We start from the raw sequence: 15,212 nt of genomic DNA on the forward strand, positions 1-15,212 counted from the left end.
AGTGTCAGCGCATCAGGCGCCGTGGCACTTCTTGAACTTCTTGCCGTTGCCGCATGGGCACGGGTCGTTGCGGCCCACGTCTTTCAGCGCGTTACGTACCGGCTCCTGATGGGCGTGGCCACAGTTCGGGCCATGTACATGGCCGTGGTCGTGATCATGGTGGTCGTGATGGTCATGGTCGTGGTTGCAGTCGGGGCCATGAACGTGGGGTTGCTGGGTCATCGAGGTTACTCCGGAATAAAATCGCCGGGAATTATCTCGCCATAATGGGACAGGTGCACGTCTTTGCCGAAGAATAATCCGGTTTCCAAGGTGCCTTCCAGACGATAGGGGATGGGCTGGTCGGGTTTTTTCAGCAGCTTGACCATCTCGCGCAGGTGTTGCCAGAGGTTGGTGCGGATCGGCACCTGGAAATAACTGCTGCTTTTGGGGTCGACACTGAACCATTGTTCGGTCTCGCCTTCAGCCAACAGGAATTGGCTCAAGTGAATGCGGTACTCCATGCCGCGGATGGTCAGGCTGTCGTCGTTGGGGTTGTCGATGCGAAAGTACAGCATGAACTTCTGATCCAGCAGCTTGGCCCGCACCACTTCGACTTTGAGCAGATGGACCTGCGGATCGAGTTCGTCATCGCTGAACCAGGACGCGCAGCCACTGAGAGTCAGGGCCATGAGCAGGCTGATCGTGCGCAAGACGCGGCGCTGGCTGAACATGGTCCGACTCCTTTTGTCTGCTGCGGTGCTTCATGCGGTCAGGCGAAAATACCCCGCGCAGCACTTCTTGAATTTGTGTCCACTGTTGCAGGGGCAGGCGTCGTTGCGTCCGGTCTTGAGCGGTACGGTGGGGTCGATGAAGTACCAGTGACCAGCGTTCTGCACAAACGAGGAGCGCTCGCGATGGCTGTGCTCGCCGGTGCTGTCGTGCCAGCGTGCGGTGAACGTGACGAAGGCATGTTCAGGTTGACCGCCGAGCACTTCGGAGCTTTCCACGTCCAGGCCCAGCCAGGTGCTGCGCGCGCTCCAGTCGCTGATCGACTGACGATCCAGGCCGGATTGCTGGGCGGGCAGGGTGGTCGCCACCAAATAGTCGATCAGGCCCAGCACGTAGGCACTGTAGCGTGAGCGCATCAGTGCTTCGGCACAGGGTGCGGGATGCCCGGCGTGATAATGCCCGCAGCAGGCATCGAGTGGCGTGCCGCTGCCGCAAGGGCAGATGGATGTACTCATTGGGTTACCACCAGTATTTTCCAAAATTCTGCGGATTGGCCCAGAAACGAGAGTTGAGCCAGTCGGGGACTTGTTTGTATTCAAGCAGATCATAGGTGAACAGGGTCAATACCTGCTGATCGCGCTGGAAGCGTTCACTGGCCTGCAGGGCCAGGGAAAAGAAGTCGGTTTCCTGCCAGTGGCAGACATCCAGGTCGGCCAGTACCGCGATGCGGCTGGCATTGAGGTTACGGATGCCGCCCAGCAGGTTGAGGCCGTCGCGCTTGGGCAGATGCTCCAGGCAGTCGAGTGCCAGTGCCAGGTCGAAACGCTGCGCGGCGACCTCGGCTGTCAGCGGGCCAGGGGCTGCGCGGACGATCACGCTATCGGGATGGGCGGTTTGGAACGCCTGCAGCGCCGGGAAGTCGTCAGCGCCAATCAGCAGGAGCCGTTTGGGTGCATAACGATCGAGCAAGGCGGCCAGCGCCTGCTGGGGAGTACGCGAAGAAATTGCGGCGGTCATCAAGGATCCTCAATCAGAACTGCAGAGACTAGCCTGCCCGAACGCCTGGGCCTAGAGGCTCTTTGCACTGGATGTTGCGCAGGCGAGTGATTGGCTGATCCCGTGAGGATGGCCTATTGCTGGCGGATATTAAAACTGGGGTCTTTACTGCTTGAATCGGTCGTATGCCGATCCCTCAGGAGAAAACTCGATGAGCATAGTTCGGACAGCATTACCCTTGGTTCTGCTAACCAGTGTCTTGACTGGTTGCGCAGGTTTGCAGAAAACCGACTGGCCGACCTGTGCGGCGGTGGGCGGCGTGGTCGGGGCCGGTCTCGGCGCGACGAAAAGTTCGGCGTGGGCCGGCGGTGGCGCGCTGTTCGTAGGCGGTTTGGCTGCCGCCTATTGCTGGGTGCATGGCGATGGTGACGAAGACGGTGATGGCGTTCCGGACAGCCGCGACAAGTGCCCGGGCACACCGAAAGGCGTACAGGTGGATGCCAACGGTTGCCCTCCGGCCCCCGAACCGGTAGTTGAAGAGGTCGTCGTAGTTAAGGAAGAAACCATTGTCATCCGCGATGTGCACTTCCAGTTCGACTCGGCCAAGCTGACCGCTGCCGACAAAACCAAACTGGAGACCATTGCGACCCGTCTGAAACAGGAAGCACCTTCGGCGCGACTGAGCGTGACCGGGCATACCGACAGCGTCGGCAGCGATGCCTACAACCAGAAACTCTCGGACAAACGCGCGCACTCGGTGGTCGAGTACCTGATCGAAGAAGGCGTACCACGTGCCAGCTTCGTTTCGGTGCAGGGCGCCGGTGAAAGCCAGCCAGTGGCGGACAACAAAACCGCTGACGGCCGTGCGATGAATCGTCGTACTGAAATCAAAATCAACCGCTAGCTCCTTGCGTCCGTGGCTTGAACAGTCACGGATGCGGGTCTTTACTCCTGTGTGACCGGTGTCGGCCGGTGACACAGGAGCAATCATCATGAGCGTTCGTGCACGGACCGTAATACCGGTACTTCTGTTAGCCAGCCTGGTCTCGGGTTGCGCCACCCACAGCGACGGCACTGCCCCCCTCAATCAACGTACCTGGCCGATCTGCAGCGTCATTGGCGGACTCGTGGGCGGAGGCTTGGGCGCCATCGAAAGCGGTGGTTGGGCAGCAGGTGGCGCGGCGCTCGGTCTGTTGAGCGGCGGCTTGATCTGCTACGCACAGGATGGCGACGAAGATGGCGATGGCGTCTTCGACCGTCGCGATCACTGCCCCGATACTCCGGCCAATACACCGGTGGACAACCGCGGGTGCCCGATCCCCCAGTACCCGCCCAGCGTCAAACCGGTCGAACCCAGCAGTGAAGTGATTACCCTCAGTGACCAGGGCGATGTGTTGTTCGCCTTCGATTCGGCGGAGTTGACGCCGGCCGCTCATGAACAACTGATGGCGTTGATGGACAAGTTGAAAAGCGCCGACGTCCTGAGCATCAAGGTAGTGGGTCACACCGATAGCCAAGGGAGCGATGCCTATAACCAGGGGCTGTCCGAGCGACGCGCCAGCAGTGTCGCCGCCTTTCTGCTGAATCAGGGACTGGCCCCTGACAAACTCACCAGCCAGGGCATGGGTGAAAGCCAGCCGGTGGCGGATAACGCGAGTGAAGAAGGTCGAGCGAAAAACCGTCGGGTCGAGTTGGTGATCGGTCGCTGATCGGCGCTGCCGGATTGGCGATCTGCGTCGATCCGGTGGCGAAATCGAGCGCTGCAGAAGAATTTTCGTTGCCCTCTGGCGTACCCCGCGTGGAAGTCGTTACTGTTCGCGCAAAGAAAAATGATCCTCGGGGGGGCGGGTATGAAAGTGTTATGGGGGCTGGGCAAATGTGCGGGGCTGGTGTTCTGGTTGGTGGCAGTGGTCAATCTGTTGCAGCCATTCACTGATCCGATCCATCTGGCGGTCAATCTGGTTTCCAGCGTGTTATTGCTGGTCCACCTGTTGGAAGTGCTGGTGTTCAATCGCACCTTGAAAACGCGCGCTCATCCCTGGCTCGATCGCCTGCAAGTTCTGCTATTCGGCATCTTTCATATAAAGAGCATGGCCAGTGCTGACACGTCGGAGGCCCGCCATGCGTAAACTTTGTCTGCTTGCTGCGCTGATCAGCCCAATGGCCATGGCGCAGGTTCTGACAGTCGAAAGTCATTCCCTGATGCGCCTGCCCAATACCGCCAGCACCTTGCAACTGGAGCGTCTGGACGTGGCGGACAATGGCACCTTGCTGATTCCCTCCAATGTCACCCAATTGAATGTGACGGAGTTGCACCTCGGGCGCGACGCCCGAATCGCTATTGTTCCAGGCGAGCAGAGTCTGCAAATCAGCGTCGGCCATGCGTTGCTGGCGAGCGGCAGCCAGATCACTTCCCGAGGGGCGCCGGGTACCTACCTCAAGGCGGCACGTCCGGGGCGTAACCTGAACCTGCGAATTGTCTCGTTGAACGCGCCTGAGCTGTCGGTGGATGCGCGCGGCGGTGATGGCGCTCCGGGTTTTGTCGGGCTCGACGGCGGTAATGGCCAGGAGCCGGGCTGCACCTGGGGCTCGGCGGGCCGGGGTGCCGATGGTGATAATGGCGGCGATGGTCGTGCCGGGGCGCCGGGAGCGCTGGTGCGCCTGGAGCTGCCGCGTGACTTTGCCGAGCAGAGCATCAAGGTGCAGGTGCAGGGCGGTGCCGGCGGCCTGCCCGGTGTTGGGGGCAAAGCCGGGGCGGGCGGTAAGTCCAAAGGCTGCCTGGTGTATCGCGCCGATGGCGGCAAGAGCGGTCGCCCGGGTGATGCGGGTCAGCCTGGGCCGGTTGGCGCTCCAGGTTCGGTGACCGTGCAGCGCCTGTAGCCATTACTCACCCGTCTCGCTCACAGGGCGCGAGGCGGGTGAATGCTTAAAACATCGGCCGTGCGGAGGCGATCGCCACCAGCAGCAAGCCGATCAGCAAATTGATCCCCACCAGACGGCGAATCCCACCCAGGGTCGCGGCCCCCGTTGCCCAGTCTTCGGCCAGCACCGCCTTGCGCAATTCCGGCACCTGCAGCGCCTGGATCCGGATAAACAGCGCGGTCATCACCAGATACAAACCCATCATGATCTGCACGTAGCGGGGGGCCGTTTCAAAACCATTGAAGCGCATGTGGATCATGCCGACGCCGCCGATCGGCAGAATGATGACTGCGACCCAGACCCAGGCAAAAAAACGCGGGAACACTTCGACCCACAACTTCAGCCGTGCCGGGCCTTCCAGCGCTTTGACCGCGGCGGGGCGCAGGACCATCCAGGCGAAGAACATGCCGCCGACCCAGACCAGGGCCGCCAGCACGTGGATGCTATAAATGAAGGCGAAAAGTGTCATTGGGGTACTCCGTCCTGCGCAGGATTGATTAGCGGGGTATGATAGCGGCCGATTCAAACTACTGAAAATTTATCCAGCGTTTTTGCGCCCGACAATTCATGATCAGCACTGAACTCAAAACCACGATCCAGGGCGCCTACTCGCGTTTTCTCGAAGCCAAGAGCCTCAAGCCGCGCTACGGCCAACGCCTGATGATCGCCGAAATTGCCAAAGTACTCGGTGACATCGACACCGATGACGAAGGTCGGCGCAGTGGCGACCCGGCGATTGTCGCCGTGGAAGCCGGCACGGGTACCGGCAAGACCGTGGCCTACAGCCTAGCGGCGATTCCGACCGCCAAGGCCGCCGGCAAACGCCTGGTGATTGCCACCGCCACCGTCGCCTTGCAGGAGCAGATCGTCTACAAGGATCTGCCGGACCTGATGCGCAACAGCGGGCTTAACTTCAGCTTCGCCCTGGCCAAGGGCCGTGGTCGTTACATGTGCCTGTCCAAGCTCGATATGTTGTTGCAGGAAGGCCACGCGCAAACCGCCACCGCACAGCTGTTCGAAGAAGAAGGTTTCCGGATCGAGGTCGACGAGGCCAGTCAGAAGCTGTTTACCAGCATGATCGAGAAGCTTGCCGGCAATAAGTGGGATGGCGACCGTGACAGTTGGTCTACAGCCCTGGAAGATGCCGACTGGGCACGCCTGACCACCGACCACAGCCAGTGTACCAATCGCCATTGCCCGAACTTCGGCCAGTGCGCTTTTTATAAGGCACGCGAAGGCATGGGCAAGGTCGACGTGATCGTCACCAACCATGACATGGTCCTCGCCGACCTGGCGCTGGGCGGCGGCGCCGTCCTGCCTGACCCGCGTGACACCATTTATGTGTTCGACGAAGGTCACCACCTGCCCGACAAAGCCATCGGCCACTTCGCCCACTACACGCGCCTGCGCTCGACCGCCGACTGGCTGGAATCCACCGCGAAGAATCTCACCAAGTTGCTCGCGCAACATCCGTTGCCGGGTGATCTGGGTAAGCTCATCGAGCAAGTGCCGGAGTTGGCGCGCGAGATCAAGACCCAGCAACAGTTCATGTTCAGTGCCTGCGAGCAGGTCGCCGACTTCAAGCCCGGGGAAGACGTCGAGGGCCGTGAGCGGCCACGCCATCGCTTCGTCGGCGGGGTTGTTCCCGAGCACATGCGGGAAATGGGCATCGAGCTGAAGAAAGGCTTCGCCCGCCTGACCGACCTGTTCACCCGCCTGACCGAATTGCTCAAGGAGGGCATGGACGGCGAGGTCAACATCGGCATCGCCAGCAATCAGGCAGAAGAGTGGTATCCGCTGTTCGGCAGCCTGTTGTCACGCTCCCAGGGCAATTGGGAGCTATGGACCGCCTTCACGGTTGAGGACCCGGAAGACAATCCGCCCATGGCACGCTGGTTGACCCTGGCCGAAAGCGGTTCGCTGTTTGACATCGAGGTCAACGCCAGCCCGATCCTTGCCGCAGAGATGCTGCGCCGCAGCCTGTGGAACGTGGCACATGGCTGCCTGGTGACGTCGGCGACCCTGACCGCGCTGGGCACCTTCGAGCGTTTCCGCATGCGCGCCGGCCTGCCGAAAAAAGCCGTGACGGCGGTGGTGCCAAGCCCGTTTCATCATGCCGACGCCGGTGTCTTGCGGGTGCCAAACCTGAACGCCGATCCCCGTGATGCAGCGGCCCATACCGCGGCGATCATTCGTGACTTGCCGGAACTGGTCGAAGGCTCGCGCGGCACCCTGGTGCTGTTCTCCTCGCGTAAACAGATGCAGGACGTGTTCGACGGCCTGGACCGCGACTGGCGCAAGCAAGTGTTCATCCAGGGCAACCTGTCGAAACAGGAAACCCTGAACAAGCACAAGGCGCGGGTCGACGGTGGCGATTCCAGCGTGCTGTTCGGCTTGGCCAGTTTCGCCGAGGGGGTCGACTTGCCAGGCGCCTACTGCGAACACGTGGTGATCGCCAAGATCCCGTTCTCGGTGCCGGACGATCCGGTCGAGGCGGCGTTGGCGGAATGGATCGAAGCCCGGGGTGGCAATCCGTTCATGGAAATCTCGGTGCCCGACGCCTCGCTCAAGCTGGTCCAGGCTTGCGGACGTCTGCTGCGTACTGAAGAGGACCGCGGCACCATCACTCTGCTGGACCGGCGCCTGGTCACTCAGCGCTATGGCAAAGCGATCCTCAATGCGCTGCCGCCGTTCCGCCGCGAAATTTCTTGAGACAAGGTGGGCGAAAACGCCCACTGCGTTGTCTATCCCCTATCTCCGATCTCACATTCGCCTTAGGGAGAACCTGGTTCTCATGATTCGCCGTACGTTACCCGCCGTATTTGCCCTGATGTTTGCCACGCCCTTGCTGGCAGCACCAACCGGGCAGCAGACGCTGTTCAACTTTGTCCGCCCGGCCGATGTGGTCCAGGTGGCGACACAGGATGCCAGCTTGCCGCAATCCAACGCGGAACAGACGGCCGAGGGTGAAGTGTTGCGGCGGGTGACCTTCAATCCAACAGCCCGGCCGACCTTGCGCCTGACGCCGCAGACCGGCGCCTGGGATTGGTCGCAGTCCGGAGTCATGACCCTGCGCCTGCAGAGCGCGATGAACTGGGCGTTGACCCTCTATGTGACGATCCAGAGTAATGACGGCAAGACCCTCGTCAGCCGTGTCGACCTGCCGGCGGGCCCTGCGCAAACCTTGATGGTGCCGTTGATCCCGAGTACGCCATTGAGCCAGGGCATGAAGGCCGGTCCGCCGATGCCGATGACCGTCGACGGGCAGCGCATTCTGCTCGCCAGCAGCGAGGGTGAACTGGATCGCAGTCAGGTGGTATCGGTGTCGCTGTCGATGGAGCAACCCAAGGTAGCCCAAAGCATCCTGATCGAGCGCTTTGGTGTGCAGGAGGGTGAATCGGTGGTCAAGGCCGTTTATGGCTCGTTGGTGGACGCCTATGGTCAGTCCACTCGGGCCAAATGGCCGGAAAAAATTGCCAGCGACGACCAGCTCAAGGCAGCCGCCGGCAAGGAACAACAGCAACTGAAAACCTGGCTTGCCGAGCGCCAGCGCAACGACCTCGACAAGTTCGGCGGCTGGAGCCAGGGCCCGACGTTCAAGGCCAGTGGTTTCTTTCGCACCGAGAAGCGTGATGGCCGCTGGTTCCTGGTGACGCCTGAGGGGCATCCGTTCTACTCGCTCGGGGTCAACGCGGTGACCGCCGATGCTAGCCAGACCTATGTTGCCGGTCGTGAGGGCATGTTCGAGGCATTGCCTGGCGACGGCGAGGTGCTGGCCAGTCACTACGGTGAAAGCGACAACCGTGGCGGTAACGGAGTCGATCGCGGACGCAGTTTCAATAGCGGCCGCTGGTATGACTTTTATGGTGCCAACCTTCAGCGCACCTACGCTCAGCCTTGCGTCGTGTCCACTGTGCCGCCGACCGAGCAGCCCGCCGCTGAGGCCAATAGCACTCCCTGCGCTCCAGCGGCTTTCGACGAAAAGCGCTGGACCGGACATACCCTCGATCGCCTGCAAGCCTGGGGCTTCAACACCCTCGGAAACTGGAGCGCTCCGGCGCTGGGACAGAGCGATCGCGTGGCCTACACCTTGCCGCTGTCGATTGTCGGTGACTACACCAGTATCAGCACCGGCAACGACTGGTGGGGCGGCATGCCCGATCCGTTCGATCCGCGCTTTGCCATGGCCACTGAACGTGCCGTGGCCATCGCTGCCCGCGATCACCGGGACGATCCCTGGTTGATTGGCTATTACGCCGACAATGAGTTGGCCTGGGCCGGTCCTGGCGACGATCCCAAGGCTCGCTACGCGCTGGCCTATGGCACCTTGAAAATGACCACCGACGTCCCGGCCAAGCGCGCCTTTCTCAAACAGTTGCGCGACAAGTACCGTAACCAGGCCGGTCTATCCAAGGCCTGGGGTATCGACCTGCCGGCCTGGGAATTGATGGAAGACCCGGGCTTCGTGCCGCCGCTGCCTGATCCGCAGCACCCGGAAATCGAGGCCGACTTCAAGTATTTCCAAAAGGTATTCGCCGATACCTACTTCAAGACCATTTCTGACTCGTTGAAATGGCACGCACCCAATCACTTGCTGCTCGGTGGCCGGTTTGCCGTCAGCACCCCGGAGGCGGTGGCATCCTGTGCCCAGTATTGCGACGTCCTGAGCTTCAACATGTACACGCTCAAGCCGCAGGACGGCTACGACTTCGCTCAACTCCAGGCGCTGGACAAGCCGGTGCTGATCAGCGAATTCAACTTCGGCTCCCGTGATCGCGGCCCGTTCTGGGGTGGCGTGACCGAGTTGGCCAGGGAAGAAGATCGCGCCCCGGCCTACGCCACTTTCCTCAGGCAAGCCATCAGCGAACCGTCGATTGTCGGCGTGCACTGGTTCCAGTACCTGGATCAGTCGGTCACCGGGCGTCTGCTGGACGGTGAGAATGGCCATTTCGGCCTGGTAGGTATCACCGACATCCCGTTCCAGGGCTTTGTCGACGGGGTACGCAAGGCTAACCTGCAAGCCCTTGATCAGCTTGGAAAGGCTGCCAGGGTCGAGGTCGAAAAAGCGGCAAATGCGGGAGCGGCCAACGAAGGCGAAAAAGGCCATCCAGACGGCCATGCCCCGGGGCAAAGCGGTCATCCGGGCGGGCATTCGGCAAACGGTCATTAATCAGCAAAATTCGCGGTTGTTCAGCACAACCGCCCAGCCTGTGCGGGTTCCCAAAAGCCTTGGAGGCTGGAACAATGCCGGCCATTGAAGCGAAACGTTTTTCCGGGGAGTGGCGGGTGCAGATTCAGGGTCATTACGAACTTAAATTCGAAGCGGTGCACGAGGCCTTTGCCGCGCTGTTCGACAACTCCCAGGAGCGTGGCGCGGCATTGTGCATCCAGGTGGGTGGCGAGACCGTCATCGACCTGTGGGCCGGTACGGCAGACAAGGACGGCCACCAGGCGTGGCACAGCGACACCATCGCCAATCTGTTTTCCTGCACCAAGACCTTTACGGCCGTGACAGCCTTGCAACTGGTCGCCGAAGGCAAGTTGCAACTCGATGCCCCGGTGGCCCGCTACTGGCCCGAATTCGCAGCAGCCGGCAAGGAGTCAGTGACTCTGCGCCAACTGCTTTGCCACCAGGCTGGCTTGCCGGCCCTGCGCGGGTTGTTGCCAGCTGAGGCGCTCTACGACTGGCAGACCATGGTCGACGCACTGGCCGCCGAAGCGCCTTGGTGGACGCCGGGCGAAGGCCACGGTTATGCGGCCATCACCTATGGTTGGCTGATTGGCGAACTGCTGCGTCGAGCTGATGGCCGAGGGCCGGGCGAATCGATCGTGGCCCGGGTGGCCCGGCCATTGGGTCTGGATTTCCATGTCGGCCTGGCGGATGAAGAATTCCACCGTGTCGCACATATCGCGCGCGGTAAAGGCAGCCTCGGCGATGCGGCGGCCCAGCGCTTGCTCCAGGTGACCATGCGCGAGCCGGAGGCCATGAGCACACGGGCCTTTACCAACCCGCCGTCGATCCTGACCAGCACCAACAAGCCGGAGTGGCGACGGATGCAGCAGCCAGCGGCCAATGGCCATGGCAATGCCCGCAGCTTGGCCGGTTTCTACAGCGGCCTGCTGGATGGCAGTCTGCTGGAAAGTGAAATGCTCGAGGAGCTCACCCGTGAGCACAGCCTGGGCGAAGACAAGACCTTGCTGACCCGGACCCGTTTTGGCCTGGGTTGCATGCTGGATCAACCGGACGTGGCAAATGCCACTTTCGGCCTCGGTGCTCGTGCCTTTGGTCACCCGGGCGCAGGAGGATCGGTCGGATTTGCCGATCCCGAGTACGATGTGGCCTTTGGTTTTGTCACCAATACCCTGGGGCCTTACGTATTGATGGACCCGCGTGCGCAGAAGCTGGTGCGAGTTCTCGCCGATTGCCTGTAAAAAGGTTGCTGTATCGCATTTTTTTGATAAAAGATGCCTGAAGGTCGTGGAACGGAACCCCACGACCTTTGATGTTTCAGAGCGTGTGTTCAGACGGGTCATCAAGACCCACAGCTTTTTATCTCATTTTGTGGATATCTCATGTCACCGAACAAATTTTTAACTCTGGCACTGTGCCTCACCATCACTGGTTGCGCACAAACTCCACAAAATGATGCCGACGGTGGCCATTGGTGGTCATTCGGTTCCGGTTCCGACAAGGTCGCGGACAAGGGCGCCAGCAAGCCTGACGTCAAAGCGGACGCCAAGGCTGCTCCTGCTCCTGCTCCTGCGGACAAGGCTGCCGGCACCCCGGCACCTGTTGCCAAGGCGAAGGAGGGCGGCAGCAGCTGGTGGCCGTTCTCGTCCGACGAGACCCCGGCCAAACCAGCAGTGGCCGACACCAAGGCCGTAGCGCCGACCGCACCCATCGCGGCAACCAGCGCTGCCGCCGCTGCCGCCAAGGCCGACTCCGAAAGCAAATGGTGGTGGCCGTTCAGCGACCAGCCAAAGGCTGTAACCAAGGCCGACATCAAGGATGTACCGATGCCGGATCCGAAAATCACCCAGGCGTGGCTCGACGACTACGAGCCACGCCTGCGCAGTGCCGTTCAGGACAAGCGCCTGGTCGTTGAGCGTCGCGAGAACGTACTGGTGGTCGTCGTGCCTGTCGATGAGTCCTTCAACCCGAAACGTCCAGCGATGCTGCTGCCTTCGACCCTGGGCCCATTCACCCGAATCGCCAAGCTGGTAGAGGGCGATACCAAGACCTCCGTACTGGTCCTCGGTCACGGTGACTCGACGGGCGCCGCCCCGGCAACTCAAGCGTTGAGCAAGGAACGTGCTACCTCCGTGGCCTCGATCTTCAGCCTCGGTGGCCTCAAGCGTGATCGCCTGATGCTGCGTGGTATGGGTGACCTGATGCCGCGCGCGGCCAACGACAGCGCCCAGGGCCGTGCCTTGAACCGTCGTGTTGAAATCATGCTGACCCAACGCACCACCATGCTGGCCCTGCTGAGCAAATACAGCTCGCCAACCCCGCCGGTCGCGGAAATGGTGGCGGTTCAGGACGTCAAGCCTGCCGCAGCAGACCTGGCTGATCAAAAAGCATCGTCGTCGAAAAAAGCTGCACCGGCGAAGAAGGCGCCTGCAAAGAAAGCCGCGTCAGCCAAAAAACAGCCTGCCAAGACCGCAACCCCGGCGAAAAAACCGGTGCCAGCCAAGGCTACAGCTGCTAACTGATTGCTCCAGCACAAGGAAAACGCCATGACCCAGGCTCTGGCTGATATGCGCCGCGACTACACCCGCGATGGCTTGACCGAAGCCCAGGCTCCGGATGAGCCGTTCGCGCTGTTCCACCAATGGTTCTCCGAGGCGGTGAAAACCGAGCAGCCTCCGGTTGAAGCCAACGCCATGACCGTGGCCACGGTGGATACAGACGGTCGCCCGCATTGCCGGATCCTGTTGCTAAAGGGGCTGGATGAGCAGGGTTTTACCTTCTTCAGCAACTATGAAAGCGCCAAAGGCCAGCAATTGGCCGTCAATCCCTTCGCCGCCATGACGTTCTTCTGGCCGACGCTGGAGCGTCAGGTGCGGATCGAGGGGCGGGTGGTCAAGGTCAGTGCGCAGGAGTCCGATGCCTATTACCAGGTGCGCCCGTTGGGCAGCCGCCTGGGGGCTTGGGCCTCGCCACAGAGCCGGGTGATTGCCGATCGTGCCGAGCTCGAGGGCCTGCTCAAGGCCACCGAGCAGCGCTTCAGCGAGAGCCAGCCGCATTGCCCGGAGCATTGGGGGGGCTATCGCCTTCTGCCCGAGCGCATCGAGTTCTGGCAGGGCCGCTCCAGTCGACTGCACGATCGCCTGAACTATCGCTTGCACGGCGATCGCTGGAGCCGTGAACGTCTGGCGCCCTGAGCAGTCTACCGGGCAGGGTAGGTGGCTGCGGCCGCCTCCAGCCACTGTTGCAGGTCACGACGCTTGATTTTCTGCTGCCTGGCGCGTTCCAGTTGTTGCAGCATGAAAGCTTTTTTCTGTTCGTCGTTACCAGCCATGGCCAGAGCCAGGTCGCGATCCATCCAGCGCTTGATGCGTACGTACAACCACCAGTGGAAGTACAGACCGGCAGCGGTGGTGACGACAATGATGAAGTAATCCATGGAAATCCTTGAGGCGGTGGCGCAGGTTCTGGAATTTGCCGCTACTGTGTGTTGAGTCCCTGGCAGGCGCTGTACTGCGCCTGAATGAAAGCACTTTTATCCCGGCGGCGCCGTGACAGGCGTCAAGCTGCGGAGTTTAATGAATACTTGTCCTTTGGAGTTGATGCTATGCGTAAGTCTGTTCTGCTGGTTGCTTCCTTTTCGACGATGGCGATGTTGCTCACGGGTTGCCAGTCCAGCCTGACCGGCGACTCCTACTCCCGTGATGAGGCGCGTCGCGTGCAGACCGTCCGCATGGGCACCATCGAATCCCTGCGTCCGGTGAAGATCGAAGGCACCAAGACCCCAATCGGCGGCCTGGCGGGTGCAGCGGTTGGCGGCGTTGGTGGCAGCGCCATCGGGGGCGGTAAAGGCAGCATCGTTGCCGCGGTCATCGGTGCGGTTGCTGGTGGTCTGATCGGCTCGGCCACTGAAGAAGGCCTGACCCGTACCCAGGGCGTAGAAATCACCGTGCGTGAAGACGACGGCAGCATGCGTGCTTACGTGCAGCAGGTTCAGGAGAACGAAGTGTTCCGCGTCGGCGAGCGCGTACGCATCTCCACCGTCGATGGCACCAGCCGCGTTTCCCACTAAGCGCAGACGGTTAAAACAAAACCCCGATCAGGTGACTGGTCGGGGTTTTGTGTTTTTGGGGGAGCGGTTCAGAGCGACTTATGCTGTCGTGGTCTTGCGACTCGCCATGACCATCACCGTATAACCAATCAACGCAGCAAACAGCGAACCGGTCAGGATGCCCATGCGGTCCATGCCCGCGTATTCGCTGCTGCCGGCTTCAAAGGCCAGGGAGCCGACGAACAGGCTCATGGTGAAGCCGATCCCGCAGAGAATCGCCACGCCCAGCACCTGGCCCCAGTTGGCACCTTGAGGCAGGGCGGCTATGCCGATTTTCACCGCTAGCCAGGTCAGGCCGAAGACACCGATGGTTTTCCCCAGAAGCAGGCCGACGGCGATGCCCATGGGCACATCGTGGGTGAAGCTTTCGAGGGTTACGCCGCTAAGAGAAAGGCCGGCGTTGGCGAAGGCGAACAACGGCAGGATGCCGTAGGCCACCCAGGGGTGCAGCGCATGCTCCAGGGTCTGGAGTGGCGAAGGCTCGGCGTTTTTCGTGCGCAGCGGGATGCAGAAGGCCAGGGTTACACCGGCCAGTGTGGCGTGGACACCGCTCTTGAGCACGCAGACCCAGAGAATCAGGCCGATGATCATGTACGGCCCCAACTTGACCACGCCCGCGCGGTTCATCCCGATCAGGGCGGCGATACAGGCAGCGGCCAATGCCAGGGACAGGGTTGACAGGGCGCCGGAGTAAAAAATCGCGATGATGATGATCGCACCGAGGTCATCGATGATGGCCAGGGTCATCAGGAACAGTTTCAACGACACCGGTACTCGCTTGCCCAGCAGGGCCAGTACGCCGAGGGCGAATGCAATGTCTGTGGCGGTAGGAATGGCCCAGCCATTGAGCGCCGGCGGGTTGTCCTTGTTGAGAAGCCAGTAGATCAGCGCCGGCACCACCATACCGCCAATAGCCGCAGCGCCGGGCAGGACGATCTGCGAGGGCTTGGACAGTTGCCCGTCGAGTACTTCGCGCTTCACTTCCAGGCCAATCAGCAGGAAAAACAGCGCCATCAGGCCATCGTTGATCCACAGCAACAGCGGCTTGGCGATTTTCAGGGCGCCAATCTGGGCGACCACGGGGGTGTCCAGCAGGCCAGTGTAGAGCCAGGACAACGGCGAGTTATTGATGACCAGGGCAAGGACGGCGGCAGCGATCAATAACAGACCGCTGGCAGCTTCCATCTGAAAGAAACGCGTGAAAGTGCTACGCAGAGGCAAAGTCGCTCTCCATCTGTGGATTCAAAAGGTGGGACACCCTAACCTGTACCGTTAGACGATAAA

General features: G+C 61.2%; 17 protein-coding genes. 10 read left to right on the top strand and 7 right to left on the bottom strand.

Going from position 1 to position 15,212, the window contains the following annotated elements; genetic code table 11:
- Positions 1-12: 12 nt before the first annotated feature.
- Genes KW062_RS06925 through KW062_RS06940 form a run of 4 tightly spaced genes read right to left on the bottom strand, consistent with a single transcriptional unit; the run spans position 13 to position 1,728 of the window.
- On the bottom strand, positions 13-222 hold the full coding sequence (locus KW062_RS06925; protein ID WP_007906737.1) for an SEC-C metal-binding domain-containing protein: 210 nt from the start codon (positions 220-222) through the stop codon (positions 13-15).
- A gap of 5 nt (positions 223-227) precedes the next feature.
- Positions 228-713 (bottom strand): LEA type 2 family protein, encoded by a 486-nt coding sequence (locus KW062_RS06930; RefSeq protein WP_027621126.1) that lies wholly within the window; start codon positions 711-713, stop codon positions 228-230.
- 30 nt (positions 714-743) lie between these two features.
- Positions 744-1,226, bottom strand: coding sequence for a YchJ family protein (locus KW062_RS06935; RefSeq protein ID WP_027621127.1), 483 nt, complete (start codon positions 1,224-1,226; stop codon positions 744-746).
- A gap of 4 nt (positions 1,227-1,230) precedes the next feature.
- Complete coding sequence (locus KW062_RS06940; protein ID WP_027621128.1) at positions 1,231-1,728, bottom strand: DUF6231 family protein; 498 nt, start codon at positions 1,726-1,728, stop codon at positions 1,231-1,233.
- Between the two features lie 190 nt (positions 1,729-1,918).
- Between KW062_RS06940 and KW062_RS06945 the strand changes: the two genes are divergently transcribed.
- The 4 genes from KW062_RS06945 to KW062_RS06960 all read left to right on the top strand — a co-directional run bounded on the left by KW062_RS06945 (position 1,919) and on the right by KW062_RS06960 (position 4,587).
- Positions 1,919-2,611, top strand: a complete 693-nt coding sequence (locus KW062_RS06945) for an OmpA family protein (RefSeq protein ID WP_027621129.1) — start codon at positions 1,919-1,921, stop codon at positions 2,609-2,611.
- A gap of 88 nt (positions 2,612-2,699) precedes the next feature.
- Complete coding sequence (locus tag KW062_RS06950; protein WP_105756107.1) at positions 2,700-3,416, top strand: OmpA family protein; 717 nt, start codon at positions 2,700-2,702, stop codon at positions 3,414-3,416.
- Positions 3,417-3,557: 141 nt separating this feature from the next.
- Positions 3,558-3,836, top strand: a complete 279-nt coding sequence (locus tag KW062_RS06955; RefSeq protein ID WP_218424827.1) for a DUF1145 domain-containing protein — start codon at positions 3,558-3,560, stop codon at positions 3,834-3,836.
- On the top strand, positions 3,829-4,587 hold the full coding sequence (locus KW062_RS06960) for a hypothetical protein (protein WP_027621132.1): 759 nt from the start codon (positions 3,829-3,831) through the stop codon (positions 4,585-4,587). Before KW062_RS06955 ends, KW062_RS06960 begins: the two co-directional genes overlap by 8 nt.
- 46 nt (positions 4,588-4,633) lie before the next feature.
- Here KW062_RS06960 and KW062_RS06965 read toward each other — a convergent pair whose 3' ends face one another.
- On the bottom strand, positions 4,634-5,098 hold the full coding sequence (locus KW062_RS06965; protein WP_027621133.1) for a CopD family protein: 465 nt from the start codon (positions 5,096-5,098) through the stop codon (positions 4,634-4,636).
- A gap of 98 nt (positions 5,099-5,196) precedes the next feature.
- Here KW062_RS06965 and dinG point away from each other — a divergent pair, with 98 nt between their 5' ends.
- From dinG to pdxH, 5 genes are all read left to right on the top strand, one after another.
- Entirely contained in the window at positions 5,197-7,341 is a 2,145-nt protein-coding gene (dinG, locus tag KW062_RS06970; RefSeq protein ID WP_105755670.1) for an ATP-dependent DNA helicase DinG, read from the top strand.
- Positions 7,342-7,423: 82 nt separating this feature from the next.
- Positions 7,424-9,799: a beta-galactosidase gene (locus tag KW062_RS06975; protein ID WP_105755669.1), complete on the top strand. Its 2,376-nt coding sequence runs from the start codon at positions 7,424-7,426 to the stop codon at positions 9,797-9,799.
- A 116-nt stretch (positions 9,800-9,915) separates the two neighbouring features.
- Positions 9,916-11,061, top strand: coding sequence for a serine hydrolase domain-containing protein (locus tag KW062_RS06980; protein WP_105755672.1), 1,146 nt, complete (start codon positions 9,916-9,918; stop codon positions 11,059-11,061).
- Between the two features lie 141 nt (positions 11,062-11,202).
- A complete protein-coding gene (locus tag KW062_RS06985; protein ID WP_105755668.1) occupies positions 11,203-12,342 on the top strand; it encodes an OmpA family protein in 1,140 nt (379 codons plus the stop codon).
- Positions 12,343-12,366: 24 nt separating this feature from the next.
- Positions 12,367-13,014, top strand: coding sequence for a pyridoxamine 5'-phosphate oxidase (pdxH, locus tag KW062_RS06990; RefSeq protein WP_105755667.1), 648 nt, complete (start codon positions 12,367-12,369; stop codon positions 13,012-13,014).
- A 5-nt stretch (positions 13,015-13,019) separates the two neighbouring features.
- Here the strand turns inward: pdxH and KW062_RS06995 are convergent, their stop codons facing one another.
- Positions 13,020-13,256, bottom strand: coding sequence for a hypothetical protein (locus tag KW062_RS06995; protein WP_027621139.1), 237 nt, complete (start codon positions 13,254-13,256; stop codon positions 13,020-13,022).
- A 168-nt stretch (positions 13,257-13,424) separates the two neighbouring features.
- Here KW062_RS06995 and KW062_RS07000 point away from each other — a divergent pair, with 168 nt between their 5' ends.
- Positions 13,425-13,889 carry a glycine zipper 2TM domain-containing protein gene (locus KW062_RS07000; RefSeq protein WP_027621140.1) on the top strand — a complete coding sequence of 155 codons (465 nt, stop codon included), beginning with the start codon at positions 13,425-13,427 and terminating at the stop codon, positions 13,887-13,889.
- Positions 13,890-13,967: 78 nt separating this feature from the next.
- Here the strand turns inward: KW062_RS07000 and nhaA are convergent, their stop codons facing one another.
- Positions 13,968-15,149, bottom strand: a complete 1,182-nt coding sequence (nhaA, locus tag KW062_RS07005; RefSeq protein WP_105755666.1) for a Na+/H+ antiporter NhaA — start codon at positions 15,147-15,149, stop codon at positions 13,968-13,970.
- Positions 15,150-15,212: the final 63 nt, after the last annotated feature.

It is taken from the genome of Pseudomonas fluorescens (genome assembly GCF_019212185.1).
Taxonomy (GTDB): domain Bacteria; phylum Pseudomonadota; class Gammaproteobacteria; order Pseudomonadales; family Pseudomonadaceae; genus Aquipseudomonas.